The sequence below is a fragment of the Chryseobacterium defluvii genome (assembly GCF_014204415.1).
Classification (GTDB): domain Bacteria; phylum Bacteroidota; class Bacteroidia; order Flavobacteriales; family Weeksellaceae; genus Chryseobacterium; species Chryseobacterium defluvii_A.
On sequence record NZ_JACHLE010000004.1, the window covers coordinates 48,564 to 73,174 of the forward strand.

General features: G+C 38.7%; 32 protein-coding genes. 27 read left to right on the forward strand and 5 right to left on the reverse strand.

Going from position 1 to position 24,611, the window contains the following annotated elements; all coding sequences use genetic code 11:
• Positions 1 to 5: 5 nt before the first annotated feature.
• The 4 genes from HNP38_RS13425 to HNP38_RS13440 are packed head-to-tail and all read right to left on the reverse strand — an operon-like array spanning position 6 to position 4,906.
• Positions 6 to 2,459, reverse strand: coding sequence for a DUF935 family protein (locus HNP38_RS13425; RefSeq protein WP_184190376.1), 2,454 nt, complete (start codon positions 2,457 to 2,459; stop codon positions 6 to 8).
• Between the two features lie 22 nt (positions 2,460 to 2,481).
• Positions 2,482 to 2,913, reverse strand: coding sequence for a phage protein Gp36 family protein (locus tag HNP38_RS13430; RefSeq protein ID WP_184190378.1), 432 nt, complete (start codon positions 2,911 to 2,913; stop codon positions 2,482 to 2,484).
• A gap of 11 nt (positions 2,914 to 2,924) precedes the next feature.
• Entirely contained in the window at positions 2,925 to 4,475 is a 1,551-nt protein-coding gene (locus HNP38_RS13435; RefSeq protein WP_184190380.1) for a hypothetical protein, read from the reverse strand.
• A complete protein-coding gene (locus HNP38_RS13440) occupies positions 4,475 to 4,906 on the reverse strand; it encodes a phage terminase small subunit-related protein (RefSeq protein ID WP_184190382.1) in 432 nt (143 codons plus the stop codon). The genes HNP38_RS13435 and HNP38_RS13440 overlap by 1 nt, the downstream gene beginning before the upstream one ends.
• 167 nt (positions 4,907 to 5,073) lie before the next feature.
• Between HNP38_RS13440 and HNP38_RS13445 the strand changes: the two genes are divergently transcribed.
• The 24 genes from HNP38_RS13445 to HNP38_RS13550 all read left to right on the forward strand — a co-directional run bounded on the left by HNP38_RS13445 (position 5,074) and on the right by HNP38_RS13550 (position 21,303).
• A complete protein-coding gene (locus HNP38_RS13445) occupies positions 5,074 to 6,234 on the forward strand; it encodes a head maturation protease, ClpP-related (RefSeq protein ID WP_184190384.1) in 1,161 nt (386 codons plus the stop codon).
• Between the two features lie 3 nt (positions 6,235 to 6,237).
• Entirely contained in the window at positions 6,238 to 7,176 is a 939-nt protein-coding gene (locus HNP38_RS13450; protein WP_184190387.1) for a hypothetical protein, read from the forward strand.
• Between the two features lie 107 nt (positions 7,177 to 7,283).
• The gene (locus HNP38_RS13455; protein ID WP_184190389.1) at positions 7,284 to 7,832 is read left to right on the forward strand and encodes a hypothetical protein; all 549 of its coding nucleotides are present in this window, start codon (positions 7,284 to 7,286) and stop codon (positions 7,830 to 7,832) included.
• Positions 7,798 to 9,057, forward strand: a complete 1,260-nt coding sequence (locus tag HNP38_RS13460; protein WP_184190391.1) for a DUF2586 family protein — start codon at positions 7,798 to 7,800, stop codon at positions 9,055 to 9,057. The genes HNP38_RS13455 and HNP38_RS13460 overlap by 35 nt, the downstream gene beginning before the upstream one ends.
• 1 nt (position 9,058) lies before the next feature.
• Positions 9,059 to 9,493 (forward strand): hypothetical protein, encoded by a 435-nt coding sequence (locus HNP38_RS13465; RefSeq protein ID WP_184190393.1) that lies wholly within the window; start codon positions 9,059 to 9,061, stop codon positions 9,491 to 9,493.
• Between the two features lie 101 nt (positions 9,494 to 9,594).
• Complete coding sequence (locus HNP38_RS13470; protein ID WP_184190395.1) at positions 9,595 to 9,930, forward strand: hypothetical protein; 336 nt, start codon at positions 9,595 to 9,597, stop codon at positions 9,928 to 9,930.
• A 183-nt stretch (positions 9,931 to 10,113) separates the two neighbouring features.
• Positions 10,114 to 10,710, forward strand: coding sequence for a DUF6046 domain-containing protein (locus HNP38_RS13475; protein WP_184190397.1), 597 nt, complete (start codon positions 10,114 to 10,116; stop codon positions 10,708 to 10,710).
• The gene (locus HNP38_RS13480) at positions 10,710 to 11,711 is read left to right on the forward strand and encodes a hypothetical protein (protein ID WP_184190399.1); all 1,002 of its coding nucleotides are present in this window, start codon (positions 10,710 to 10,712) and stop codon (positions 11,709 to 11,711) included. Before HNP38_RS13475 ends, HNP38_RS13480 begins: the two co-directional genes overlap by 1 nt.
• Complete coding sequence (locus HNP38_RS13485; protein WP_184190401.1) at positions 11,686 to 12,186, forward strand: hypothetical protein; 501 nt, start codon at positions 11,686 to 11,688, stop codon at positions 12,184 to 12,186. Before HNP38_RS13480 ends, HNP38_RS13485 begins: the two co-directional genes overlap by 26 nt.
• A gap of 4 nt (positions 12,187 to 12,190) precedes the next feature.
• On the forward strand, positions 12,191 to 12,487 hold the full coding sequence (locus HNP38_RS13490) for an oxidase (protein WP_184190403.1): 297 nt from the start codon (positions 12,191 to 12,193) through the stop codon (positions 12,485 to 12,487).
• A complete protein-coding gene (locus HNP38_RS13495) occupies positions 12,477 to 12,665 on the forward strand; it encodes a hypothetical protein (protein ID WP_184190405.1) in 189 nt (62 codons plus the stop codon). Before HNP38_RS13490 ends, HNP38_RS13495 begins: the two co-directional genes overlap by 11 nt.
• The gene (locus tag HNP38_RS13500; RefSeq protein ID WP_184190407.1) at positions 12,665 to 12,964 is read left to right on the forward strand and encodes a hypothetical protein; all 300 of its coding nucleotides are present in this window, start codon (positions 12,665 to 12,667) and stop codon (positions 12,962 to 12,964) included. The genes HNP38_RS13495 and HNP38_RS13500 overlap by 1 nt, the downstream gene beginning before the upstream one ends.
• A gap of 1 nt (position 12,965) precedes the next feature.
• Positions 12,966 to 13,853 (forward strand): nucleotidyltransferase, encoded by an 888-nt coding sequence (locus HNP38_RS13505; RefSeq protein ID WP_184190409.1) that lies wholly within the window; start codon positions 12,966 to 12,968, stop codon positions 13,851 to 13,853.
• Positions 13,853 to 14,347, forward strand: coding sequence for a hypothetical protein (locus HNP38_RS13510; protein WP_184190411.1), 495 nt, complete (start codon positions 13,853 to 13,855; stop codon positions 14,345 to 14,347). Before HNP38_RS13505 ends, HNP38_RS13510 begins: the two co-directional genes overlap by 1 nt.
• Positions 14,347 to 15,171: a hypothetical protein gene (locus tag HNP38_RS13515; protein ID WP_184190413.1), complete on the forward strand. Its 825-nt coding sequence runs from the start codon at positions 14,347 to 14,349 to the stop codon at positions 15,169 to 15,171. Before HNP38_RS13510 ends, HNP38_RS13515 begins: the two co-directional genes overlap by 1 nt.
• 4 nt (positions 15,172 to 15,175) lie before the next feature.
• Positions 15,176 to 17,167: a hypothetical protein gene (locus HNP38_RS13520; protein WP_184190415.1), complete on the forward strand. Its 1,992-nt coding sequence runs from the start codon at positions 15,176 to 15,178 to the stop codon at positions 17,165 to 17,167.
• Positions 17,168 to 17,178: 11 nt separating this feature from the next.
• Positions 17,179 to 17,676: a hypothetical protein gene (locus HNP38_RS13525; RefSeq protein WP_184190417.1), complete on the forward strand. Its 498-nt coding sequence runs from the start codon at positions 17,179 to 17,181 to the stop codon at positions 17,674 to 17,676.
• Positions 17,677 to 17,713: 37 nt separating this feature from the next.
• Entirely contained in the window at positions 17,714 to 18,088 is a 375-nt protein-coding gene (locus HNP38_RS13530; RefSeq protein ID WP_184190419.1) for a hypothetical protein, read from the forward strand.
• A 29-nt stretch (positions 18,089 to 18,117) separates the two neighbouring features.
• Complete coding sequence (locus tag HNP38_RS18110; protein WP_262888921.1) at positions 18,118 to 18,246, forward strand: hypothetical protein; 129 nt, start codon at positions 18,118 to 18,120, stop codon at positions 18,244 to 18,246.
• On the forward strand, positions 18,243 to 18,932 hold the full coding sequence (locus tag HNP38_RS18040; protein ID WP_228461069.1) for a hypothetical protein: 690 nt from the start codon (positions 18,243 to 18,245) through the stop codon (positions 18,930 to 18,932). The genes HNP38_RS18110 and HNP38_RS18040 overlap by 4 nt, the downstream gene beginning before the upstream one ends.
• Entirely contained in the window at positions 18,878 to 19,381 is a 504-nt protein-coding gene (locus tag HNP38_RS18045; RefSeq protein ID WP_317166737.1) for a GNAT family N-acetyltransferase, read from the forward strand. The genes HNP38_RS18040 and HNP38_RS18045 overlap by 55 nt, the downstream gene beginning before the upstream one ends.
• On the forward strand, positions 19,374 to 20,030 hold the full coding sequence (locus tag HNP38_RS13540; RefSeq protein ID WP_184190421.1) for a formyltransferase family protein: 657 nt from the start codon (positions 19,374 to 19,376) through the stop codon (positions 20,028 to 20,030). The genes HNP38_RS18045 and HNP38_RS13540 overlap by 8 nt, the downstream gene beginning before the upstream one ends.
• A gap of 51 nt (positions 20,031 to 20,081) precedes the next feature.
• Positions 20,082 to 20,504 (forward strand): hypothetical protein, encoded by a 423-nt coding sequence (locus HNP38_RS13545; protein WP_184190423.1) that lies wholly within the window; start codon positions 20,082 to 20,084, stop codon positions 20,502 to 20,504.
• Between the two features lie 55 nt (positions 20,505 to 20,559).
• Positions 20,560 to 21,303: a hypothetical protein gene (locus HNP38_RS13550; RefSeq protein WP_184190425.1), complete on the forward strand. Its 744-nt coding sequence runs from the start codon at positions 20,560 to 20,562 to the stop codon at positions 21,301 to 21,303.
• Between the two features lie 141 nt (positions 21,304 to 21,444).
• On the opposite strand, the gene HNP38_RS13555 is transcribed toward HNP38_RS13550, so the two are convergent.
• Positions 21,445 to 21,753, reverse strand: coding sequence for a helix-turn-helix domain-containing protein (locus HNP38_RS13555; RefSeq protein WP_184190428.1), 309 nt, complete (start codon positions 21,751 to 21,753; stop codon positions 21,445 to 21,447).
• 506 nt (positions 21,754 to 22,259) lie between these two features.
• Here HNP38_RS13555 and HNP38_RS13560 point away from each other — a divergent pair.
• The 3 genes from HNP38_RS13560 (at position 22,260) to HNP38_RS13570 (ending at position 24,491) form a co-directional block, all read left to right on the forward strand.
• A complete protein-coding gene (locus HNP38_RS13560) occupies positions 22,260 to 22,460 on the forward strand; it encodes a hypothetical protein (protein ID WP_184190430.1) in 201 nt (66 codons plus the stop codon).
• A 3-nt stretch (positions 22,461 to 22,463) separates the two neighbouring features.
• Entirely contained in the window at positions 22,464 to 22,784 is a 321-nt protein-coding gene (locus HNP38_RS13565; protein WP_184190432.1) for a hypothetical protein, read from the forward strand.
• Between the two features lie 264 nt (positions 22,785 to 23,048).
• Positions 23,049 to 24,491 (forward strand): DUF4365 domain-containing protein, encoded by a 1,443-nt coding sequence (locus tag HNP38_RS13570; RefSeq protein WP_184190434.1) that lies wholly within the window; start codon positions 23,049 to 23,051, stop codon positions 24,489 to 24,491.
• Positions 24,492 to 24,611: the final 120 nt, after the last annotated feature.

Below are 24,611 nucleotides of genomic sequence, written 5' to 3' on the forward strand. Positions count from 1 at the left end.
TTCTTTTATTTTTTTGGAGTGTTCACAAGTAAACCTTTACGGACGGTGTCTACATCGGTGATCATTTCAGAGTGTGTCACTCTGACAGATTGGGTGGATACTTTGAAAGCTCCGTCCTTATAAAATCTTATGAATACCGTCTCAGGAATTTTACCGGAATCACTCCAGTACACTTCATCCGGATCCGTTAATGTTTCCTTTAATTGGGTAAACAAATCATCATTCATTTTTGTAGCTTCAGTATCCACCCAGACCGGTAGGTTTTCGGATGTAATAACCCGCGCCATTCCCGTTTTATCGATGTGGCTTTTGATGGTGACCACTTTTTTTGGATAAGTATGTTTTTTGACTTTCGCCCACTCGGCAAGTCCATAGTCGGTAATCCCCAGATCATCAACATCGATAGGCGTGGAGTCTTGCGGCAGCTTCTTTAAATAGCTTTGCGCACGGGTAAAGATTTCGTCACTATCTCCCCAGTTGACATCAAATCCCTGTTTTTGCATTCGTTCCCATCCGTACGGATCTGTTTGTATGGCTTCCTCAAAATTGGTTATTTCTCCTTCGTAGTCATCAAAAATATCCTCTGCATCTGTGCGGCATTTCCAATGTAACGGAGGTAAGAATTTCCATGAATTTTGATCTCTTTTATCAAAGACTTTCCCGTCCAGACTTCGACAAACAACCGTCGTACCCTCATCTATGATGGCGTTTAATCTCCAATAGGGAGCAATCTCCATATCGTCCATCATCTCCAGATACCGCGCTGCCATGTTGGAGGATGCATTCGCGTGATCCCATTCTGTTCTCAGATAAAATTCTTTATAGTTCGGAAATACTGATTTTGCCTTATTCCTGAAATCGTTAAAACTTTTTACTTCCGGATCCTTCAGCATTTCATTAAGCTCGTAGACTTCCGCCTGTGTTTTATCTGCCCCAAAGCGGTGTATATTATTCATCCAAGCCCTCATTCTGCGATGGTCGGTACTGTCAAAATCAAAATCCATTTTCCCGAACCCCTGTTTTATTGCCTCCAATAATGGCGTATGTGATGCTTTAAATTCGTTGTAGCTCCAGTTGATGGTTCCGGGATTTTCATACAGCAGCCGTAAAAAATTTTCTTCCTGCGGTGTTATATCCCTGACATTTGCCGGAGTTTCAAATTCTAAAGTCGCCCCGGTTGAGCTTTTATAGTGGGCTGGGGTTCCAAACCCCTGAGGCGTATTAAAATTTCTGTATCTGTTTTGCGGAATTGGCGGCGGCTGATCGCCCGAAATTTCCCCGACAATTTCCACATCAAGCTCGGTTTCGATCTGTTCTTTTTTGACCTTATATCCCAAATCTTTAACGCCTTTAAAAATGTCCAGTCTTTCCTTTGGGGATAATTTAACGTTATCATTCCACCGGCAGGTGTCCTTTTCATCAAAAGGATATCCGATCCCACGGAGCCACGGCAGGACTTCGTCATTGATAAAAAACATCACAAAGGTTTCATCATCCATTGTGATGAGCTTTTGCGTAGCGTTAATGATCTCACCGGTTTTGGCACGGCTTCCGGTATCTTTTGATGTTTCAGAATTTCCATCAAAGAGATTGGAAAGTTCCTCGTTACAGGCTTTTCGTTTTTCGTTGAACACGTTAAAGCTGTCGCGGCTGTTCGACTCCTTAATATCAATTTCCACCCCTTCAGGGAACCTTGCCCATCCGGCGGAACCCAAATCTTTTAACCATTTATCAATTTCATTTTTTACGCGGGGATCAGTGGAAGCCACTTTGGCAGTACGCATCGGTATTCCGAACATTTCCTCGAACTCATCCCAGTTCTGCCATGAATGCTTTTTAAAAATCCAGAGCGGAATTGCTTTATTTAAAATCCCAATGGAGTGTTCATGATTCACCCAGAGCGTCCATTTTTTAAGGTTTCCTTCCGTAAAGTTTTCGCCGTGCAGATCATAGGGATTAATCAATAGTTCCGTTGTTTCCGGTACAATATGATCCCGGTACACAAAAGACAGCTTTTTGATCAGCCCGTTTTCATCCATTTCCTTCGGATACATAAGGGTATAACCAAAGTAAATGCTATCAAGGGTATATTTGATCAGGTTTTTAAACCATAGCTTTTGTAGTAGCTTTGTTTTTTCTTCGTCAACTTCTCCGTCACTTCCAATTACATCAATCGCCTTATTGGAAACCCTTAATTTTCGTGTTTCACTGCGTCCGTAAATAAAAGGATCGTCCAGAACTTCCTCCATAATATCAATAAGTAGTTTACGGCGAGGTATGATCGGATCAAGAGCGGTATACTTTGCTATTTTCCAGTCCCTTATTTCTTTATTGTACAAAGTCCGTTGACGCTTGATCGCGTCCACCATTTGGGTGACGGCTTTTTCATAGTCTTTATCTTTACCACCACCGAAGGCATTATGTAAAAAATCGGTGATCGCTTGCATTTTAAATTTCATTTAAAAGGTATTTAAAGGGTAATTAATAGCGTTCCGAATATTTCGGGTTGCTTCCGAATTCGATTATCTGGTTTCCGGTTCCTTCACCATCTTCTCCTTCGTTGGGCTTTTCCGATAAATCCGGCGAAATCTCACCTTTAGCAACAGCTTTGAGCCAGTCTTTGGCAGCGTTATAGCGGATAATCCTCATTTCGGGAATGACATCTCCGGCAGAATTGGCGTGTAAATGATATACAGCGATGTCAACCATATACATAATAATAAGAGCGTTCCTGTCGTCTCCGGTGGCGGAAAAAATCGTTGCTACATTATATCTTTGTCGCAGGTAACTTTCCATTTCTGCCTGAGCGGCAAGCTCGGCTTGGTGCTGAACATCTTCTTTCCGTTGGATAATAATTTGTTTGATCCAGTTGCGGATCTGTACTTCGTAGTCTGTATCTGTTAAAAAAGGCATTGTTACAATTTTTAATAAGTGTTATCATTGTTTCTTTCGTGTTTTCCCATACCGAGGGAATTTTCGTCCCAGTCCTCAGAATCAGACACGACAAACTGATCCAGAAAAAACCACGCGCCTTCATCGGCATCCGGAGCGTCGTCTGCGGTATTATATCCCGGTTCTATTCCTTTGACCTGTAAATTACCCTCCACCATATCCGGATCATTTTCATCTTCTACATTGTAGACCACATTACCGGAAGAATATTCTGGTTCCATTCTTACCATACGGGTGTATTTATTGGGCTTTTGTCTTTCGTCCGTCAGGACACTGAGCGGGTATTTGTATTTTTTACAGGCACGGCGCAGGGCTTTTTTTACCGGTCGCGTATAAAACTGTTTCTCCATATACCAGATGATCCCCACACCGGGTGGCAGGTTTTTCTCCACTTTGATCATCCACTCGAAAACGTCTTCCAGTTCACAGCGGCGGGTAAACCTTTTAATGCAGTAGCGTTTGAACCTGTCCTGTCCCCACACCGAAACGGCTTTAAAATCCGAAGTCTGGCTGTTTTCAAAACTCGGATCAAAATACCCGATGATGATATCCATTTTCGAGAGGTGCGGAAGCTTGGCAAAACGGAAATATTTGTTTTTAAAGATTTTACCCTCAATATCCGTTTCGTGAAAAAATTCCTGCTTGGCGAGAACTGTTCCCGCCTTAGCAATTTTCCTCAGGAGTTCCTGCAAAGAATACCGCTGCCACCACGCCGGTTTTCCGTTTTCAATGGCTTTTACTTTAGAATGGTAAATGCCCTCTCTTTTTTTGGATCCGGGTTTGGTGTCACCCACTATATTGGAAAGGATTGAATTATGGTGAATACGGTTCCCGCCCATTGCGAAACGCGCCCCTTTGATACTCAGGGCAAAATACATGGCACCGAGAATTTTCTTAACCACCTTATCCACCCGTTTGGGATTATGTACAATGTCGTCATCATCTACGTCATCCACCACGCCGTAATTAGGACGCTTTTCATTTTCTCTTGCTCCACGCGGGGATTGATCACGACCAAAGGCTAGAAAGCGTATCCCGTCTTTTGTGGTAAAATCCCCGTCCTCCCACGAACCATAATTGTACTGCTCCCCGAAGTCGTGGGCAAAGAGTTTATTGTATTGAAGCTGCGCCTGAAGATCGGATAACAGGTTACAGGCATCATCCTCATTTTTGCCCATTAAAAGCATCCCCGTGAGTTGTTTGTGAGCAATGAGCCACATCGGGATAATAATGGTCAGGTGAACGGATTTTGCGTGTTCCCTTGCCCATTCTGCAATCCCGAAGAAGTTCGGATCCTCAAGGCAGGCATTGGCAAACTCAATATGAAAATCCGCGCAGTCCGCATCGGCATACAATTCAAAATAGGTTTTAACAAAATAATTGTAGTCTGTTAATGCTCTTTTGATCCTTATTTTCTGTGTTTCCTCCGTATCATTAAAAGCAACGGCGGCGGCGTTCTGAACCTGTGAACAGAACTCCAGCCACTCGTTATAATCCCTCTTTGCTATCGCCGGTGCCGACATTACTTTTCCCCGATTTTATAGTCCACGTATTTTTTTTGCAAAAGGTTGATTTCCTTTGCCAGTCCTGCGTCCTGAGTGAAGGCGTACGTCGTGAAATCCTTAAATACATTAATGATCTGGCTGACCGTTACTTTTTTATTCGACAGCTTTTCAATGCTGTTGGCGATCTGAATAATATCATTGGGCTTACTTTTCGGATCTTCACTCAGGGCGTGCGCCTTTTTGTAAAGGTTTTCGATGATCTTTCGGGCTGTAACCGTTGATGCACTTTTAAGCATATCCCATTCTCCCTCGGTTTTCCATTTACCCAGAGTTTTTTCTGTGACGTGAATGATTTGTGCTATTTCCTTCTGTGTTTTGTCTGTTTCTAAATAGAGGTCCTGAGCAACTGCATATTTCTCGTCACCCGTCAGCTTTTTCTTTTCATTCATTCCTTATATATATGAAGCAAAATTGCTTTATATAAGGGCTTTACCGAAGCTGGCAATTAGCGGCTAAATGAAAATATACAACCACTAAATGAAACTCTATAGCCGCTAACGGGCAGCTTTTTTCGGGGTGTTTTTAAGCCAATCTTTGCCTTATCAAAATCAAAGAAATGTCTAAAAAACCCTTTCATTATCAGCTCAAAAATCAGGTTTCCGGCGGTGCTGAAATCAGGATGTACGGGTATATCGGAAAATATGATGAGTTCGATTATAAAAGGTTTCAACAGGTTTTCAGGGATGCATTAACCAACAATCATGATTTAACCATACGAATGCACTGCGGAGGAGGCAGCGTATATGAAGGACTCGCCATTTATGACCTGATCCTGAATTCAGAAGGACACACCAAAGTCATTGTTGAGGGTATGGCGGCATCAATGGGCGGGGTGATCGCCCTTGCCGGTGATGAGATCGAAATGAACGATAACGCCTTCTTTATGATGCACGCCGTAACGGCGGGATGTTTCGGAAATAAAAATGATTTTAAAAACGGGATACAGCAGATTGAAAACTGTGAAGACCGACTCGGAAAAATCTTTGGTGAAAGAACAAATGCAGACGAAAAGACCATTAAAAATTGGTTTGATTCCGGACAGGATCACTGGCTGGATTCCGATAAGTGTTTACAACTGGGAATTTGTGACAAGGTGATCAAACCGACAAAAAAAAGAAAAAACGGGCAGGACGCTGAAAGTATCACGAATAAAACTCCGGAAGAAGCCTTTGAATGCTTCAACCTATACTCTGAACTACCGGAAGACAATAATATTAATCAACATACTGAAATGAAAAAGGAAGCAATTTTCGCCGCTTTGGTTGCGGCAGGATTGGCGGGAACATTAACCGTCTTGTCTTCGGATAAAGAATTTGAACAGCATCTGGAAGAATTACTCGGAAAGGCAAAAAGAACCGATACACTCGAAAATGAGCTAAAGGTATTTAAGGAAACGCAGGCGGAAGCTCTTATTTCCGGAGCCTTGAAATCCGGTAAAATCACCAATGCTGAAAAGGACGAATGGAAAAATGATGCGATCGAAAATTATGCACTGGTAGCAAAATCACTGGAAAGAATGTCCGGCAAACCGGATCCCAACGGAACATTGGAAAGACAAAAGCCGGTGGTGGATGCAAACAAACACGAACTGTTAAACGGGCGTGAAAAATGGAGCTTCTCCGACTGGCAGGAAAAAGACCCGAAAGGTCTGGAAAGGCTTAATGAAGAAGCTCGTGAAGAATTTGAAAAATTGTTTAACGCTGAATTTGAAGATTAAAAAATGGCAGAATTAATAGACGGGTTATATCTGAACAAATTTGTAGCCCCACAATTACTGAAGGAGTTTAAAAACTACAATGATAAATTTCTGGCGGCACTGGAACCGGCACCCGAAGGATCAAAAACGGCTGACGGTCTTCGTCAGAATAAGCTGATCAATAATGTCGGGTTTTATGTCAATAATACGGCTCCTTTTACCGCAAAATCAATGACCGGTAAAAATAGCATCATCCCGTGGGACAAACTGGATACCGACCCGACAAAAGTAAACGATGCCGAGATAAGAGCATTAGCGTTTGACAAGAGATCCGAAGTTCGTGTGAAGCATTCTCAGGGTTTCAGGATAGGAATACGGGATTATGTTTTGAATAAACTGGCACCCGCGGAAAACGTTTCAGGAGCCATGCCGGTACTAAGAACCACCGGAGCCGTATTTAACGGCAGAAAAAGGCTGACATTTCAGGATATGATCAATTTCTATAATGAAATTGAAACCTTGAACCTTATTGACGATGATACCTCAGAGTCTCCCAACTTCTGGAATATGATCCTGAACTCTGATCACCGTTCCGATCTTAAAATTGATAAAGCCGGAACCGCTAACCACAGGGATAATCTGGAATTTGACAAAGATACCGGAGAGTTCAAAAGGTTCTATAAAATAAGAATGTGGGAAAATAATGCGGCTCCATTGTATTCGCCAACGGGGGAACTCAAGGCAAGGGGATCAATTAAAGAAGCCGGCGATCAATACGCCTCAACATTTTTCTATTCCCCGAATACGGTCTGGCATCTGGAAAAATTAAAAATCCTTTATAAACCGGAATATCAGGACACCACCAATGCTGATCCGGAATCTGAATTCAGATTACAGGGGTATGGGCTTTGTGATAAAAAGCAGGAATACGGATTCGGGGCGATCATTTCAGCAAACCCTTAATGACTAAATCTTTTTTTAACTCTATATCTATTTTAACTCCGGCTGTACCTGCTTTCTGTCAATGCAGAAAGCAGAGCAACCGGAAACATTAATTAAAATTTCATTCCATGTCTAACAAAAAGAAGTTTCAGGAAAAAGCCAATGCGCTTTTTGAAAAATACCCAGAGGCTAATAAAATTTTTATTTCAGAAAACGGACAATGTTTTTTTGACGAAAAGGCGGCTAAAGATTACCACGATTTAAGAGGGTTTGACAATGAGCCGGAAGTCTTTTTTCGTGAAGGGACTCAGGACGAGGACGATTCGGATTTGCAGGAGGCTCTGCATAATTCTGAACTGGCGCGAAAAGCCTTAGAAGGAATTATCGAAGATGTAAACGCAGTTTGTGATCTTGATCAGGACTATGAACCGGCAAACGCAGAAACCGACGAAACTGTTACTTCCGTTATTTCACTCCGTGAAAAATACGCTGAAAAAGACCGCCTGCTTACCGAAGCAAACACAGAACTGGAAAAACTTTTAAATGTGGCTCAGGAAAATGAAAATCTAAAAGGACAACTGGAAGCCGCTAATAAACAGATGGAAGCTTTACATAAAACACCAACCACTAAAACCAAGAAAGATGCTACGTCCCAGACTGATAGTACAAAAGCTTAACGGCGGGCTTGGGAGAAGAAACCCATCCACCGAAATGGTGACCGGCAGCGTGATGAATGCTATCGCCACCTCCGAAATGGTATTGGGGAATATTTACACGCTAAAAAATATTCAGGAGGTGGAAACGCTCGGAATTACCGCAGAATATGACACCACCAATAAGGTACTCGTATATGAAAGGCTACGCAGGTTTTTTATTCACAATCCGTCAATAACAGTGCATTTTATGCCGGTTGCTCAGGGCGTAACCCTGACGCAGATGGTGGATAAAGACAATAATTATTTAGCCAGATTATTACGGGAAAAAGCCGGAGAAATTGTTCAGGCTTGTGTTTCCTTAAATCCTGATGAAGATTATACGCCGACCATAGAAACAGGGCTTGATAAAGACAGTATCGATGCTATTTATAAAGCGCAGGCTCTGGCGGACTCAGAATGGGTGAAAGACCGCTACTCAGAACTCTATATTGAGGGCAGAAGTTTTTCAGGAACATCGGCAGCGGCTCTTAATTTAAGAATGCTTTTAAGTGAATGCCCGGACGTTTCCGTGGTAATTGGTGCCGACTATCAGGTTTCAAGCCGTGATGATCTCTATAAAGGATATGCGGCGGTAGAAGATTACACCGCAATGGTTTCTAAGTCGGACGTTTCGCAGAATGCAGGGGAACAAATCAATGATTTTAACCTGACGAATGTTTCGGAAGAAATTTTCATTATTCCAGGGCTTAGTTCCGGTAATAAGCTCAGCGATTATTCGGATACGGATCTGGATACTCTGGATGAAAAAGGCTACATCTATTTTGCCCCTATTGTCAATCTGGGCGGGATTTCTTCAACGGCGGGAATCTACATCAATGATACGCATACCTGCGCTAAAATTACCTCAGATTTTGCTTATGGGGAAAATAACCGATCCATAAAAAAGGCGATCAAACTAGCCAAGGCAGCATTGACCCCAAAAGTAAAGGGACGTTTATATGTCGATGAAAACACTGGATTTATGGCACCGGAAACGGTTAAGGACTTGGAAACAACGACAAAGGTTTCGCTTGACCCGATGGTGGCAAACAGTGATATAAGCGGCGGTGTGGATGCTTACATTAACCCGGAGCAGAATGTACTGGCAACAAGTGAATTTATCGTGCTATTAACCTTTATTCCGGTAGCCATCGGAAGAAGGATTACCCTGAAAGTAGGTTTCACAAACCCTTTAAATACTCAATAAAATGTTTACTCAGACAAGAATTAACGGAAAATACAGGAATTACGGAAATGTCCGCATTACCGCTTTGGGAGCCACTTTTATGGGCGTTACCAAAATAGAATATAAAAGAACCGATGCCATTGATCCGGTGAAAGTCGTAGGAACTACAAAATCGGTTGGATATACCCAAGGGGATGAAATCTGTGAAGGAAGCATTGGGCTTTTAAGTGAAACGGTGGACGCCATTCAGGCGAAACTTCCGAAAGGTAAAACGCTTCAGGACATCGCACCTTTCCCGATCACAGTGTCCTATGTGGATGATGCGGGAATACAGGTCTGTCACGTCCTTTATGGCTGCAAGTTCAAAGAGAACGGAAGATCAGCCGAAGCGGGAAGCAACGACGCTCTTGTAGTAGAAAGTCCATTATACATTCACGACATAGACTTTGCAGCCTAATGAACCGGCAGGAATTAAGGGACAAATGCCGTGAAATGGGTATCCCCTTTACATCAAAAGACACTAACAATCAATTAACTGAAAAAATAAGACTTAAAAAAATGAAAAACGAAACAAAAGAAGGTAATATCACCGCAGAACAGATCGCAGAGTGGAAAAAGAAATCCCCAACCGGGAAAATCCACAGATTAGCAGTAAAAGATAAAGACGGAAATTCTATTGTCGGCTATCTGAAACCACCCGGAAGGGAAATCAAAGCCACCGCGCTATCTATGTTTTCACAACACAAATTATTAGAGTGCGGAGAGTTTATCCGGGATAACTGCTGGCTTGGTGGGGACGAAAGACTAAAAATAAAGGGAGACATTGCGGATTCAGCTGCGATTAAAGCATCCGGAATTGTTGAATTTTTAGAGGCGGAACTGGGGGAAGTTTAGGGCTTCCCATTAATAAGGAAGCCGGATTTGATTTTATCCGTAAAGTGGGTGCACTGTTAAGTTATCATTTTAAAATTCCTTACCCCGAAGAACTAGACGACCAGACCTTCTGGAATAAATGGGAGCAGCTGAAATGGGTACTTTTTTTTGAAAATAAAAGAGCTAACGCAAAAGAGGGAGAAAATGTCGAGTTATAATATTAATGTCAAAGAACTGATTAAACAACACTTTCCGTTTAAGCTGGGTTTTGCCACCCAAACCGTCGCAGATGCACTCTTTAACGGGTTTGATGATATACAGATATTACCAACCCATAATGAACTTGCCAAAGTTTCCGTAATGGGAACGCCGGTTTGGGATTTTATAGATTTGAAACCCTCTTATATAGAAGGAACCGGTGAGCAGTTCGGCGGATATTCTTTTCCGCTTGAAACCACTATTGAACTCATCAGACCAAAAAAGATTGTGGAAACCGATATTTTCGGGCGCGACGGAAACGTGGAAGAACTCATTGCACTGGATGACTGGCAGCTAACGATCCGAGGGCTTATTATTAATTATGACAGCACCGATTATCCTGAGCAGCAGGTTAAAGAGCTTCAACGGGTTTGTGAATTGAAAACGTCTTTATTAGAGTGTGAGGGAACCTTATTAACAATGCTTGGCATTAATTATATGAGCATTCATAAACTGATATTGACACCTTCGATTGGGTATTCCCATATTCAGGCTTTTGAATTGGAGGCAAAAAGTAAAACCCCCTTTATCATTTCCCCATAATGGTTCCATGTGTTGAAATATTGATCGGAAAACTAAGGTTCACCGCCGCCACTGAAATTAATATTAAAAAGAGTTGGCGAAACTTTACGGATACGGCAACGGTTAAACTTCCTAAAGCCATCTATTATTATGATGTGAACGGAATTTTAAAACCGGTGGAACACCTCGGAAATTTTATAAAAGTCGGTGATAAGGTGGAAATCAAACTGGGGTACAATCGCCAGTTATTTACCGAGTTTACCGGATATGTGGCAAGATCACCGCGGGTTAATATTCCTTATGAACTCTATTGTGAAGACGAAATGTGGCAGCTCAAAAGAAAAGAAACGAGCGTCTCCATTGAAAATGCAACGGTACGGCAGATTATTCAGGCAGTGGCTCCGGGTTATGAACTGGACTCAATTGATGAACTCTACGGGGATTTTTCCATGAAACAAACCACAGCTGTAAAAGTATTTAATGAGCTTCAGGAAAAAGCAGGGATTTATACTTTTTTCAGAGACGGGCGCCTGGTATGTGGGAAAATCTATTCCGACGAAAAAGTTTCTAAGGCTCAACCTGTTTTTCAGTACTGCGAAAATATTATTGATCACAACCTCCAGTACATTTTTCCGGATGAAGCAAAGGTAAAACTGTATGCAAAGTCTAAAAATAAAGATGGCAGCTATACACAGGTCGAAGTTGGAGAAGAGGGCGGGGATATTGAACATTGGGAAGTGCCTGCGATGGATATGAAAGAAAAGGAATTGAAAACAATGGCTGAAAACCGTCTTAAAAGTCTTAAAAGATTTGGCGGATATAAAGGCACAATAACCTCATTCGGTTGGTCACGGGTGGAACATGGGCAGGTAGTACAGGTAGTGGATAAAAAGTATGAAGAAAGGAACACCAAAAACTTTGTGGATGAAGTCGAGATCAATATAAGTGCAAACGGAGGTTACAGGAGAATAATTGATATAGGAAGAACATACAGGGATGGAGAGTTTAAAAAAATTACTTAACCGGTTTCCGGTGGTTTTAGATACGGCAAAAGTTGTAAGTATAACTGATGATAAATGCCATGTTATAAGCCTTACTACGGGTAATGATTTTAGAAAATGCTCAATCAATTCAATCATTGAAAACAGGAATAATAAATTATTGATTTATCCTAAAATAAACAGTGTTGTTACAATAGGCATTTATTCTACCAATAATAAAGCTGTTATCGTTTCCGTAAGTGAAGTTGAAAAAATTTACTTCAGGAACGAAAAATCAGATTTCACGTTCGACAGCTCCGGCTTTCAATTTAACCGGGATGGGGAAAATTTAAAAGAAGTCCTCAACGGGTTTCAGGACGGGTTCGGAAAATTGTGTGATGAACTGGCAAAAGTGGTGGTTTCTATTGGAGTAACCCCTGACGTTCCGGCAATCATGCAGATCAAAAATAACATTGTAAACACCAATAAACAGGCATTAAACAAAATATTAACCTAAAGTTATGATTGATATACTCTTAAACGAAGAAAACGATATTTCCATTGTGAACGGTGATTTTAAGATTGGAGAGTCGGAACAGCAGGAAATTGAAAGCATTTTAATAGCATTTAAAGGAGAATTTAAAAATACACCGCTTTTGGGTGCCGAAATTCCCAGAATGTTAAAGGCAAGAAATACCCGACAGGGAATCACCCGTGAGATTGGCGAACAACTAAAATATGATGGCTTCCGCAATATTGATTTCAACATTGAGGACGCCGAAAATTTCACCATAAACGCCCAGAGAGATGCCACTTGACAAACCTCAATTAATAATCAGGCTTAAAACCATTTTAAACAAACCAAAAACGACAAGCAATGTTGATACGGCGGCGCAGGAACTGGCGGATGCAATTGAGGAATATGTCAAAAGTGGAACCGTTACCGGGGTTTGTGGCGGTGCGGGAAGTCCTTTAACACAAGGAAAAGTGACGTAATGAAAGTATTGAGTTTAAACAATCAGTCTATTCTGGACGTGGCATTACAGCATACGGGAAGCGTTGAAAATTGTTTCGCCATTGCCGTTGTCAATGGTCATTCGGTTTCGGATGTATTGTCCGTGGGATTACCCGTTGAAATTCCGGAGGATGTATTTAAGAATACGGATGTCCTAAATTATTATAACGCTAAGAAAATTGAACCCGCGACGGGATGGGCAAAAGAACAGAACGAAGAGATACCGATGTTAAAAGGTATCGGATATATGCAGATCGGAAACAGTTTTAAAGTAACCTAAAATGAACTCTACACTTCAGGAATTGATCGGATTGATTCTATCATTAAAAGAAGCTAACCCTTTTTTACAGCTGCTTACTTCCACATCGAAAACAGCGGTCTGGCGTAATATTCTGGAAACGGTGGCTTTTATGATCTTTAATTTTCAGGAAGCCCTCCGGCTGCACATGAAAGAGATCGATGAAAAAATAGCCAGTCAGAAAGTACCGAATGAAAAATGGTACCGGGAACAGGCACTCCGGTTTCAGTATGGGTTTGAATTAGATCCGCTTTCCTATATCGGGGCGTTTCTGGGGGTATATGAAGATGGAAACGGTAATATTATTACTGCTACGGAGCAGGAAATTGAAGATTCAAAAATTATAAAATATGCTTCGGTTACACCCAATATCAGCGGAAACGGGGTGAAGAAAATTTCGATGAAAATTGCCGGTGAAAATATGGACGAGGTGATTTCGGATGAAAAAGCCCTTGCTTTTAAAACTTATATCGAAAGAATACAGGCAACCGGCGATCATATCGTAGTGGTGAATTTCCTGCCGGATATTCTTTTGTTACAATATAAACTCTGTTTTGATCCTTTAATCCTTTATCCGGACGGTATGAGCATTATAACAGCAGAATATCCCGTTAAAATTGCCATTCAGAATTTTTTGAAAAACCTGCCATTCAACGGTGAACTTTCTGTGGAAGCGTTGGAAGATACTATTCAGGGAGTTAACGGGGTAACTGATTTGCAAAAATTAGAGGTCTCAAGCAAATGGATTGAACCAGGTACAGGGTACGGATTATTTCAGCCCATTGAGATCAGCAGGATCCCGAAGTCCGGGAGATTTAAAATTGAAGACTGGAGCGGTATAGAATATATTAACTATCAGCCTACCGAGTGATGAAAGATGAATTATTTAATATCAATTATAAGCGGTTAGTCCTTTGGTGGCTGCCGACCTTCAGAAGAAAATCTGTGACCTTAAATTATTTATGGTGCCTGATTTTTCCCCTTGAAGCTTTATACATCGAGTTTCTGAAAAGAAGAAAACAAAATCTGATCAAGATGAATTTCAATTACCAGAAATTTTCAATGGAAAGAAGGTTGAACGATGCTTTCGATCCGATTGACAGGAGAATAGAGATTGTTAACGCTGTACAATATGAAGGGGTTTATTTATACACGGAAGCCGAGGATGATACCTATTTTTCAAAAACACAATGGTTATATGGAGACGAAAACCCCATTTATTTAAGAACTGAAGCCGAACTGGGGAGTGAATATGATTTTATTGTAAAAATTCCGAATACGCCCATTAATATGCATCAGCTCAGAGCCGAGATCGACTTTTACAAATTAATATGCAAACGCTATCAAATTGAAATAATAAACTAATGAGAATTAATATCAATTTCTTACAGACCGGCGGGGTTCCATTGACTAACGACTTAATGGCAACGATCATGGACGCCATTTTAACGTACAATGTTCTGGGTGATCTTGCCGGAAATCTGACCATCATTTCTGGCTGTACTATTACCGGGCAGAATGTAAGCCCCGGAGTTGTTATCATTGATGGCGACGTCCTGTATTTTGAAGGCGGTACAATAGTTTCAACGGTCTATGTACATACGGAAGAATTTACAAAAACGTTTCAGGACACCACGGATAAAGTACTTATTATAAAGAAAACCGTAAAATTCGGATCCGGAGCCACAAATCACAATTGGGATGATTTTATAAGACTTAGCACCTTAAAGGAGTTACAAATTGAATTGGACGGAAAAGCCGATCAAACACAGGTTGACAACCACGAAGACCGCTTAATTGTATTGGAAAAGAAAACCGCGCCTATTATTAACGGTGGTATTGTGTGGGCATGGTTCAAGCCGGTGGCAGAAATACCCGCCGGTTGGAAGGAATGCACCAACGTAAGGGGAAAAACAATTGTCGGATGGAACCCAAATGACAACGATTTTTCCACCATTGGAAATTCCGGCGGAAGTAAAACCGTCCAATTAACGGTCGGGCAGCTTCCAAAAATAAAATTTCAATATACGAGAACCCTGCCGTGGGCTGCGGGAAGCAGTGGCGGTTTTGGCGGGGGCGGAAATCAATTCAATATTTCTACGCAGGACACCAACGAACTCGGAAACAATACACCCATTAACATTATGATCCCGCATACCATAGCGGCTTTTATAGAACCTAATTTTTAAGATCATGTCTATACCTTTACATACAATATTGAGTTATTTTCAGACCGGAGATTTTCCGACAGAAGCTCAATTTGCGGCTTCGTGGTCATCTTTTTATCATAAAGATGAAACCATTGCTATGGATAAAATTACAGGTCTTCAATCAGCATTACAAAACAAAACGGACAAATCCGTTTATGAGGCGCATTTAACAAATGAAACTGCGCACCATACAACACTCGCGAAATTAGACGGCTCCAATCTGAATGATATAAATATTCAGGCTTGGAAGGCTATTTTGGAAGTGGATGATCTTCCTGCCAATATTGCCACGGTCGATGATCTTAATAATAATTTATATGGGAATGTATGGTCTAAAGAGCAGAGCGATGCTTTGTATATGAGCGTAGATGAGTTTGTACAAAACGGGAAGATTAGGGCGGACAAGATCGAAGCGTTGGGGCTTACTGAGATGATCACAGTAACGGAAACGTCTTTGTCTGCCTTCATGATCAATAATGCTAATTACAGCTATGAAAAAAATGATATTATCGCTATTCCGGATGGAGCTGGAAATCATTCTTTATTTATATACAAAGGCGGAAATAAAACAACTGCCGGAAATTATATTGTAACCGGTTTAACCAATATTACTATCGCAATGGTTCAGGGGTTACAGACTGCATTGGATGGAAAAATAGATAAGCCGACCGCTTTAGGGAATTATTTTATCAACCAAAACGGGACTACAAGCTACAGGGCAATTAATCCAACAGTCAATGCACTGCTTTTCTGGAATACTACAGATTTTACGGCTTCGGACATATTTTATAATTCCGGTAAATATGGAATTGGTACAAACACTCCGAGCGAAGTACTGCACCTTAATAATGGAAGGATAAGGGCGAAGGCGGTCGTGTTTGACGAAAATACGGAAGTACTGCCGAAACAATTGACCTATGACGGGACAAACCGCTCTTATTACGGTTCTGACAGTGTGGGAGTGCGCAGGAAACTGATGTATCAGACCTATGAGGACTATCTTGCTTTACTATCTCTGTTAACTGATGTTCAAAAAGACGAAATAAGAATAAAAAACAGAAAAACAGGGGAAACTTATTCTATTGCCCAGCCCCGTATAGATTTTATCTCGCCTCCAATTTTGGAAAATACAAACTATACACAGGGAATTGTATTAAGGGGTTTAAATCTTTTTTTGGACACTACTTCAGGAACAGGTTCATATGCAAAGTTAAAGCACGTATCAACAGGGCAGGAATTTCCAATTTCAAATATTTCAGTAAATCAGAATGATCCCACCTATATGACTTTCGCTTTAAACTTCAATACAATGCCATTAGGTAAGTATAGAATTATAGTGTATAATCATATTTCAGGTTTGCAAAATATTGACACTGTCGAACTGGATTTAGTAAGTACCCTGACGCATTTACCTATTCCAAATTTGACCTGGGATAAGATAACCGGATCCGGTATTACGGTAGATGCTTCTGATTACATTAACAGTACAGGGTTTTATGTAAATGCCCCTAATCAGACCTTTAACGGTAATTCTGTCGCTTTAAAATCTTCGGAATTACTTACCTCCGGATTATTGTCCACAGATTTTTGGCTCACGATAAGTATTAATCAATCTTATATCACAACCGCATATCAGGGAGGTTATACTCTTGGATTAATGCCATCCACTACGCCTGTAAACCTGACAATGGGTTATGATTTTGGTTTAAGCTACAATCCCGGAGGATCTCAAAATTTTATCCCCACTAATGCTTCTGCCGGTAATATCACGGCATCAATCAACAGGCTTCACATCATTAAGCGGGCAAATGTTATCACAATGATTTATAACTCCAATAACGGATTTAAGCAGACAAGTTTCGCATATAGTAACACAATACCGCTTTCATTGGCTTTTACATTAGGCTCTTTGATCGCTCCAAGTTCAAATAATGTAGATGTTTTAGCCAAAATAGACAGCATCGTTCAATTATAATTACAATAAAAATGAATACAGAAGAATTAATAATAGACCCGGAGGTACAGGCAATTATAGATGCTATAAAAAACACCGGTAAATCATGGCATGAGATAACCCTGCCGGATCATCCTGTCTATCCGCAGTTTTCCCGTAAGCTTGTGGTTGCAGGTTTCAACACTCCTGATATGGAAGGATCAGAAGACCGTATCTATGTAAGCGTTCGTCAATATCTGATATTAAAAGAAGGTAATACGGTTTACAAACGAATTAAAATGCCGGACTGGATGATCCATGAAAATAATGTAGAGGAGGTAATGGGACAAAACGGACTATTGAAAGGAAAGCGTGTGATAAAAGATGAAAACAGTGAGGTATTGTCAGAGAGTGAAGAAACCTTAAAGGCACAATCGGTTCAATATATCCGCTTTCTGATCAAAACAAAGTCAGCACATTTAGCAGATATTTTCACCCGGTTTATGGGGCTTTATATTCTACTATTTGAAACAGAGATTAACGAAATATAATGATGGGATCAGTTTTAAACACTTATTTAATAGAAAAATGAAAGAATTATTAACCGAACCTCTTGTTACTTTCTTAGGAGCAGTTTTGACCGGGATTGCAGGGTTTCTTTTCGGAAAGAGAAAGCTCAGGGCAGAAGTTGCCGGAATGAACGCCGATAATGAGGGTAAAGAAATTGAAAACGCTGACAAATTGGTCAAACTCTATAAGGAGGTTTTAGATGATTTGGGCGGGCGGTATGAAGCAAAGTTTAAGGAATTTTCGGATTTATCAGACAAAAAAGTTTTGATGCTTCAGGAGCAAATCGACTTTCAGAAACGAATTAACGAACAATTGAAAGCGGAAAATAATTTGTTAAAAGCGGAAAATACGATGCTTAAAACAAAATTGAAAGACAGTGGAATTACCCTGTAAAAATGTAGAATACTATAAAAAACAAATATATGTCAGACTTTAAATACAAAGAACAGCACGCCGTCATTATAAAAGTGGACAGCGAAAAAGAACAAAAGGAACTCTTCGACAAATTGAAGAAAATGGGATTTAAAAATTTAAAAGTAGTATCCGTATGAAAAAAATACAAATCAAGCACACCTGTGAAAATTTTAATTCATTCAGGTCAGAAAAAGTTAAAAGCTTATTTAACGCTGAAAGCGGTCATGACTGGCAACATACCGCCCAGCTTCCAATTGAGGAGGAAGGATGGCAGATTGGACTCATTGTTGGGGCTTCAGGAAGTGGTAAAACATCAATAGGTAGTCAAATATGGGAGAATGGAATTATAAACCTTTCTGAAGGTTGGAACCCAGGTCTGCCAATTATTGATGACATTGCTCCGGACTCAGATATGAATACCGTAACAAGTGCTTTGTCTGCCGTAGGATTGGGAGACGTTCCGGCTTGGCTCCGACCTTTCAAAGTATTAAGCAATGGTGAACAATTTAGAGCCGGGCTTGCCCGATTAATATGTGATCAACCGGATAAGGTTGTTGTTGATGAATTTACTTCTGTGGTAGACAGGCAAATTGCAAAAGTCGGGGCTTCTGCTTTTTCAAAAGCTTGGCGGAAAACGAAAGGAAAACAGATTGTATTACTTTCCTGCCATTATGATATTGTGGAATGGCTGCAACCTGATTGGGTATATGACACCCGGACAGGTGAAGTAAAAAAAAAGTCTCAAAACGACCTCCTATTGAACTCAGAATTTGGAAGGTCAACGGAAGTTACTGGAAATTTTTTAAAGACCATTATTATTTAGATTTAAAGCATCCGCCCTGTGCTGAATATTTTGTCGGAACCGTTGATGGTGAATTGGTTTGTCATGTTGCTGTTTGCCCATTATTCACTGCTAACGCATATAGGGCTACCAGATTGGTTGTCATGCCGGAATGGCAAGGAGCTGGGGTGGGAACAGCATTCTTGAATGAAATTATGCAATATCATTTGGATGGAAACGGAAGGTGTAACAAAAAGTTCCACACTTTTTTTCATACTTCACACCCTCAATTATGTGGTTATTTGCGTAACTCAAAAAAATGGAAACAGACCGGAGCCAGATTTTATGGGGACAATAAAGCAAGAAGCAACAAATCTATACTATACAAATCTAAAGGTTTTGGAGGAATTAGGACAGGTAAAATCCATGCGGGTGGCTATGGTGGGCATTTTAGGGCAATTCAGAGTTTTAAATATTTAGGAAATGAATAAATTTAGAGTTTTTATATCAGGTCAGAAATTCTTTGCTGAAGAAATTTTCAGGCTTTGCCTGAAATTAGATATTGAAATTGTTGGGGTTTGTTGCCCTTTAGATGACAAATATATCGGCAAGGCTGCCCGGCGTTGGAATATACCGATTATTCCCGCCGGAAGTTTAAACGCTGACAATATGCCGGAATGTGATCTGGGCATTACTGCACATTCATTCGATTATATCGGAAAGAAAACCAGATATATTCCACGTTTGGGTTGGCTCGGTTATCACCCGTCATTATTACCAAGGCATCGCGGACGCAGCTCCATTGAATGGGCAATCAGAATGAAGGAACCCATAACCGGCGGAACTGTGTTCTGGCTCAACGCAGGTATTGACAGAGGAGATATTGCTTATCAGGATTGGTGCTGGATACCACCGCAATATCATTTAAGCCCTCAAAAATCGGCTGTAAGCCTTTGGCGCGATACATTACTCCCGATGGGACTGAAACTCTTAGAAACAGCCCTTAATGACGTTTTAAATGGAATTGTAAAGAAGACACCGCAGGATAAAAGGTTTAGTACGTTTGAGCCGGACACCAATGTCAAAGATATTTACAAACCTGATCTCTTAATGATCGGATATGAGAGCAGCCACAACTAAGTGGCTGCTTTTTTATATCTTTGAGTTTATATTTTTTTCGGCAATTTGGAAATGAGCTTCCGGCTTTTTGGAATTGTTGATAGTAGATGCTATACCAGAATTGGCGAGTATGAAAAAGCTATTGACCCTCTAAAAAAACTTAATTATTTAAATCCAAATAGCAAAAATAAAATCATCGCTTATAGTTTACTTATGCATTTATTAGAAGATTTTGACTCTGACGGTGGTGCTGTAAGTCCTTCAACACTTATTAGTTTTATTAAAGAGAATTTTGAGATTACAACCAACGACACTGAAATCAAGAATATAATACAGATAATAAATGAACCTTATAATAGACATATTTTGGTCTATATGATTGGAGGAGGTTTCGGATTTGGAATGGGTTCTGGAGAAAGTCCTTATATGACTTCTGATGGTACTACAAAATCTGTAATTCGTGACGAAATAAAAGACGTTTTAAATTGGAATTAAAAAGAACGAACCGCCAACAAGGGTTTGCCAAAAGCTGGGTTGAAATACTACAAAAATGCATTATATAACACTAATTTTCATTTTTATACAATTAAGTTTGAATGCACAATCTGATAATTTTCTTTTGAATTTAGATTGTGATGATTTTGCACAAAATATTTCTGCAAATAAACGAATGAATGTTGATTTGATAAATTTAGAAAGATACAATTCATTAAAGAATGACACTTTAGCAAAAAAGAAGAAGATCTTAATAGAAAATTTGGAGTTAACAAAAAGTTTTGAGAAGAATTTCCCAAATAAAATATCTAAACATTGTGTGAATTCTAAAATCTATGAAACAGACAGTATAAGAGATCTTTCTTTTTGTAATGATGGCTATAATATTAAATTGATTGAAAAGAAATTTAATTTTTACATTTTCAAATTAGATGCATTTGAAATTGATAGTTATTTGTTGTTTGACACAAAAAGTCAAATAATTTATGCAATAAATAATTATCCTCAAATTATAAAGGAAGGAAAAATCATTTTAGATTTTGGGTATGAATATGGAGGTCAAAATGCGTTTAATTTTTATTTCATAGAAGATAAAGATATTAGTTACTTTGAATATAGAATTCCAAATCAATATCAAATTAAAGACTATAAAATCTTAAATTCCAGTACTAATAATCCAAAAATATTAGTTCATTTAATAAAATATGGATATAAAGAAGTTCCTAATAAGAAAGAATTAGGAAAGAAATATGAATATGACAAAGAAAAATTTTGTGAAAAAATTATAATGTTCAATTGAAAAGATACTGCAAATAACACGATATTGGTAAAATGCGGGGCTAAATATAAAAAAGTAGAACTACCTGATTCATTTAGCCGCTAACATTTTTTCCGTTATTCTATTACCTAGTATGTCAATAAAGACAAATCCCAGCTTTCGCTAGGATTTTGTTTTATTTTTATTTTTAAATTCTTTTTGTAGATATTCAATCTCACTTTCAATATTTTTTAATTCTTTGTCAGTTAGCTTCGTAAATAAAAGCAACATATCAATTTCAAAAAAATTACAGAATTTAACAAGGTTTTCTATTGTTGGATTAGTTTCGGCCCGTTCAATCCTACCAACGTGATTACTTGATAGATTAAGTTCATTTCCAAGTTGGAACTGTGAAAGATTTTTCTTTAGCCTATGTAATTGAATAAGCTTCCCAATTTGAAATTTTAATTCTTCAATGTCCCATTTATACATTAAGTAAATTTTAGACTTTCTAAAGTTTTTCATCAACACATATATGTGTTATATTGTTTTTTTTATTATATTTGTACAATAAGCTACAATAAATTTAGCTTTGCGATACTTCAAAGAAATATAGAAGCTATTGCTTAGAATCTTGTCATAGAAAACTGGTAATTTTTAATAGGAACAAGACGATAAGCAGGAAGCTCACGACCTAGGCGTGGGCTCTCTTATCTGTTCCAATGGTATACCAGTACCCCTATGACGGATATTGTAGAGTTCCATGCCGTTTTTATTTTCATGCAGTTCTGTTTTCTACAATCATCTTTTTCTAAGTCTGCTTCACAGCATAAAGTATCATGATACGGTACAATGGAGTGTACAATCCATTGCGGCTTTAGGGCTTTGAGAAAAACACAAATTCTATCATATCCATTGGGCTTGTATGGGCAGGAAGTTCAAGCGGACTTCCTCCTTTACGGCCAATAAAAAATCGTACAGTAAAAAAATACAAGCTCATGAAAAAAACCAGAACAGACCTTCAATCCCGGCTTGGGAAAGGCCGCAAGAAGCATTGCGCCTTACATCTAATGGAAACCTATTTTCAGTTTAATAATCTGACAGCATCTAAAGAGCAGCTGAACAGCATTATGAATTATGCCATCAAAAGAAATAGCTGGATAAAAGAAGATCCGTCCGTTATTTTTCATTTTCACTAGGCGATGCGGTCATTCATCCGCGCAGGCTACCTTATAACCCTGAAAGAAAAGAAATGGACCGCCAATACTCAGTTGAAAAAGGTCTCTCCGTTGGTTCTTGGCTTGCTTTCGGAGAAAGAATACCAAAATCCTCTGTTGGTCTTTAAAAAAGCATTCAAAGAATACAGCATCAAGGAATTTGATTATTTTATTTCCGGGATGGTCTATTTCTCAATGGGAATCTATGACAATCCGCCAGAAAGGAATATGATAAGCCCATACATTCATCTGACCAAAATGCTGGATGCAGCGTACCTCATTCTTGAAAGAAGAGGAAAGAAATAAAGCTTTCAAAATTAAAGAAATGTTATGCCTGAAAATGCAGCTTCTATTTCAGGAATGCTTTTAACTGACGAGTGTGTGATCACTGACGCGAAAAAAGACGAACCTGCAATGCCAATGGGTGATGGAACGCTGGGAATGATGTAACAGCGTATCGTTGAGACAATTTATATACCGACCCGCCCTACTTTTTGTGGAGTGGTTTTTTGATTTTGTATTAACCTAATTTGTAAATTTGAATCTTCTTCAAAATAAACAAAACTAAAATTGAATCATTTTAAAACAGAAAGAAAAGCTATTTACGACACAGCTAAATTCTTTAACGAATGTGGATGGATTTTTCGTGAACAACCTATTTGCGATATAGGTATTGATGCAATAGTAGAGACTCCAATAGATGAAAATGGGAAAATTAATATTTTTGCTTTACAAATTAAAGGTGGTGAAAGTAATTTTCAAAAAAAGAAAAATTATTTAACATTTTATTTTCCAGATAAGCATTTCCATTACTGGAATGCAATAAGTGAAAACTATCCTTTATTTATCATTCTCCAAGACCCAAAATCTGAAACTATCTATTGGCAATATTACAATCAATCCCTCATTTCAAAAACTCCTAAAAATTGGAAAATTGATATTCCAGAACACAACATAATTGATATTAATTCCAAACAAAAATTTTTGAATGTACTTCATAATCATAGACATTATAATAATTTAATACGCCCATTTTCTAATCTTCCTGTTAAACAAAAAAGAGAAAGTAACTTTTTTATAAATTTTACTATTAATAAAATCAATAACAGACTGAATGTAAATCTTCTATACAAAAGAAATTTCACTGCATTAGATCTATTTTATACACCTAAAAAGAAGGAATGGGATGGGGAAAAATCATTTCTAATCTGGGAAAATCAGTATTATTATACATTATTAAATTTTGAAAGATACCTCCGATTAGAGTTTGAAAAAACAAGTAAGAATAAAGTTGCTTTTCAAAAACTCATAAATAACTTAAATATGATTATTGATGGGAATATTGAAAACTTACAAGAGTTTTTGTTTAATTTAAAAAATAAAGATAACCAAATTCCAAAGTATAAAGACTTTATAAATGCATTTGAAGAATACAGTAAGTTAAATAGAAAACAATATGAAGCTCAATCACTTGATTCAATAATAATTTTTAAAACAAAAGAAAATTGTTACGAACTTACTTGTTATGAAAGTCTTACACAACATCTGAAAAGTTATATTGAAAACTATAGTTATTCTGAGATCTACACTGAAACGAATGAACATATATGGGGTGAAATTTACTTAGATGCAGGAATAGAAAAATCAAAATTTATTCCTGTGATGCAGAATGAATTAGAACGGTATTGGCAGGTATTATATAAAAGAATTAGAGAAGAAATTGGCAGGACTGAGCATTTGGATGAGTCAAAGGAACAATCTTGGAGAATGTTTAAAACTTTTTGTGATTTATATAATGATACAGGGAATATAATTGAATTAGCTTATGATTTTGATGACATGGTTCTATATCCAATTGCTGTAATCTCTATGATGAAAATATTTGATCCAGAGGTATGTTATACTGAATATTGTGAATTAGAATTGGATGCAAGCGGTGAATGGGAAAGCATTTGCTTAGATGATGACAATTGGGAATCTCCAATCTTTCATATTAAGCCTTCTGAATTTTAAAATATAAAATCTTATTAATGAACTCTCCCACTGTGCAAAGTGTCCTGACTTTAAGCAAATAGAAAAACATGACAAAAACCAAAACAACATTAGCGCAATTATATATATTGTATATTGACG

Excerpts from the sequence above, each read along its gene's own strand:
- HNP38_RS13525 (WP_184190417.1), top strand. The coding sequence starts at position 17,179 with ATGAATACAGAAGAATTAATAATAGACCCGGAGGTACAGGCAATTATA.
- HNP38_RS18040 (WP_228461069.1), top strand. The coding sequence starts at position 18,243 with ATGAAAAAAATACAAATCAAGCACACCTGTGAAAATTTTAATTCATTC.
- HNP38_RS13545 (WP_184190423.1), top strand. The coding sequence starts at position 20,082 with ATGAGCTTCCGGCTTTTTGGAATTGTTGATAGTAGATGCTATACCAGA.
- HNP38_RS13465 (WP_184190393.1), top strand. The coding sequence starts at position 9,059 with ATGTTTACTCAGACAAGAATTAACGGAAAATACAGGAATTACGGAAAT.
- HNP38_RS13475 (WP_184190397.1), top strand. The coding sequence starts at position 10,114 with ATGTCGAGTTATAATATTAATGTCAAAGAACTGATTAAACAACACTTT.
- HNP38_RS13550 (WP_184190425.1), top strand. The coding sequence starts at position 20,560 with ATGCATTATATAACACTAATTTTCATTTTTATACAATTAAGTTTGAAT.
- HNP38_RS13480 (WP_184190399.1), top strand. The coding sequence starts at position 10,710 with ATGGTTCCATGTGTTGAAATATTGATCGGAAAACTAAGGTTCACCGCC.
- HNP38_RS13505 (WP_184190409.1), top strand. The coding sequence starts at position 12,966 with ATGAACTCTACACTTCAGGAATTGATCGGATTGATTCTATCATTAAAA.
- HNP38_RS13520 (WP_184190415.1), top strand. The coding sequence starts at position 15,176 with ATGTCTATACCTTTACATACAATATTGAGTTATTTTCAGACCGGAGAT.
- HNP38_RS13430 (WP_184190378.1), bottom strand. The coding sequence starts at position 2,913 with ATGCCTTTTTTAACAGATACAGACTACGAAGTACAGATCCGCAACTGG.
- HNP38_RS13555 (WP_184190428.1), bottom strand. The coding sequence starts at position 21,753 with ATGTATAAATGGGACATTGAAGAATTAAAATTTCAAATTGGGAAGCTT.
- HNP38_RS13435 (WP_184190380.1), bottom strand. The coding sequence starts at position 4,475 with ATGTCGGCACCGGCGATAGCAAAGAGGGATTATAACGAGTGGCTGGAG.
- HNP38_RS13495 (WP_184190405.1), top strand. The coding sequence starts at position 12,477 with ATGCCACTTGACAAACCTCAATTAATAATCAGGCTTAAAACCATTTTA.
- HNP38_RS13450 (WP_184190387.1), top strand. The coding sequence starts at position 6,238 with ATGGCAGAATTAATAGACGGGTTATATCTGAACAAATTTGTAGCCCCA.
- HNP38_RS13565 (WP_184190432.1), top strand. The coding sequence starts at position 22,464 with ATGCGGTCATTCATCCGCGCAGGCTACCTTATAACCCTGAAAGAAAAG.
- HNP38_RS13425 (WP_184190376.1), bottom strand. The coding sequence starts at position 2,459 with ATGAAATTTAAAATGCAAGCGATCACCGATTTTTTACATAATGCCTTC.
- HNP38_RS13455 (WP_184190389.1), top strand. The coding sequence starts at position 7,284 with ATGTCTAACAAAAAGAAGTTTCAGGAAAAAGCCAATGCGCTTTTTGAA.
- HNP38_RS13470 (WP_184190395.1), top strand. The coding sequence starts at position 9,595 with ATGAAAAACGAAACAAAAGAAGGTAATATCACCGCAGAACAGATCGCA.
- HNP38_RS18110 (WP_262888921.1), top strand. The coding sequence starts at position 18,118 with ATGTCAGACTTTAAATACAAAGAACAGCACGCCGTCATTATAAAAGTG.
- HNP38_RS13530 (WP_184190419.1), top strand. The coding sequence starts at position 17,714 with ATGAAAGAATTATTAACCGAACCTCTTGTTACTTTCTTAGGAGCAGTT.
- HNP38_RS13515 (WP_184190413.1), top strand. The coding sequence starts at position 14,347 with ATGAGAATTAATATCAATTTCTTACAGACCGGCGGGGTTCCATTGACT.
- HNP38_RS13510 (WP_184190411.1), top strand. The coding sequence starts at position 13,853 with ATGAAAGATGAATTATTTAATATCAATTATAAGCGGTTAGTCCTTTGG.
- HNP38_RS13500 (WP_184190407.1), top strand. The coding sequence starts at position 12,665 with ATGAAAGTATTGAGTTTAAACAATCAGTCTATTCTGGACGTGGCATTA.
- HNP38_RS13440 (WP_184190382.1), bottom strand. The coding sequence starts at position 4,906 with ATGAATGAAAAGAAAAAGCTGACGGGTGACGAGAAATATGCAGTTGCT.
- HNP38_RS13460 (WP_184190391.1), top strand. The coding sequence starts at position 7,798 with ATGCTACGTCCCAGACTGATAGTACAAAAGCTTAACGGCGGGCTTGGG.
- HNP38_RS13445 (WP_184190384.1), top strand. The coding sequence starts at position 5,074 with ATGTCTAAAAAACCCTTTCATTATCAGCTCAAAAATCAGGTTTCCGGC.
- HNP38_RS13540 (WP_184190421.1), top strand. The coding sequence starts at position 19,374 with ATGAATAAATTTAGAGTTTTTATATCAGGTCAGAAATTCTTTGCTGAA.
- HNP38_RS13485 (WP_184190401.1), top strand. The coding sequence starts at position 11,686 with ATGGAGAGTTTAAAAAAATTACTTAACCGGTTTCCGGTGGTTTTAGAT.
- HNP38_RS13490 (WP_184190403.1), top strand. The coding sequence starts at position 12,191 with ATGATTGATATACTCTTAAACGAAGAAAACGATATTTCCATTGTGAAC.
- HNP38_RS13560 (WP_184190430.1), top strand. The coding sequence starts at position 22,260 with ATGAAAAAAACCAGAACAGACCTTCAATCCCGGCTTGGGAAAGGCCGC.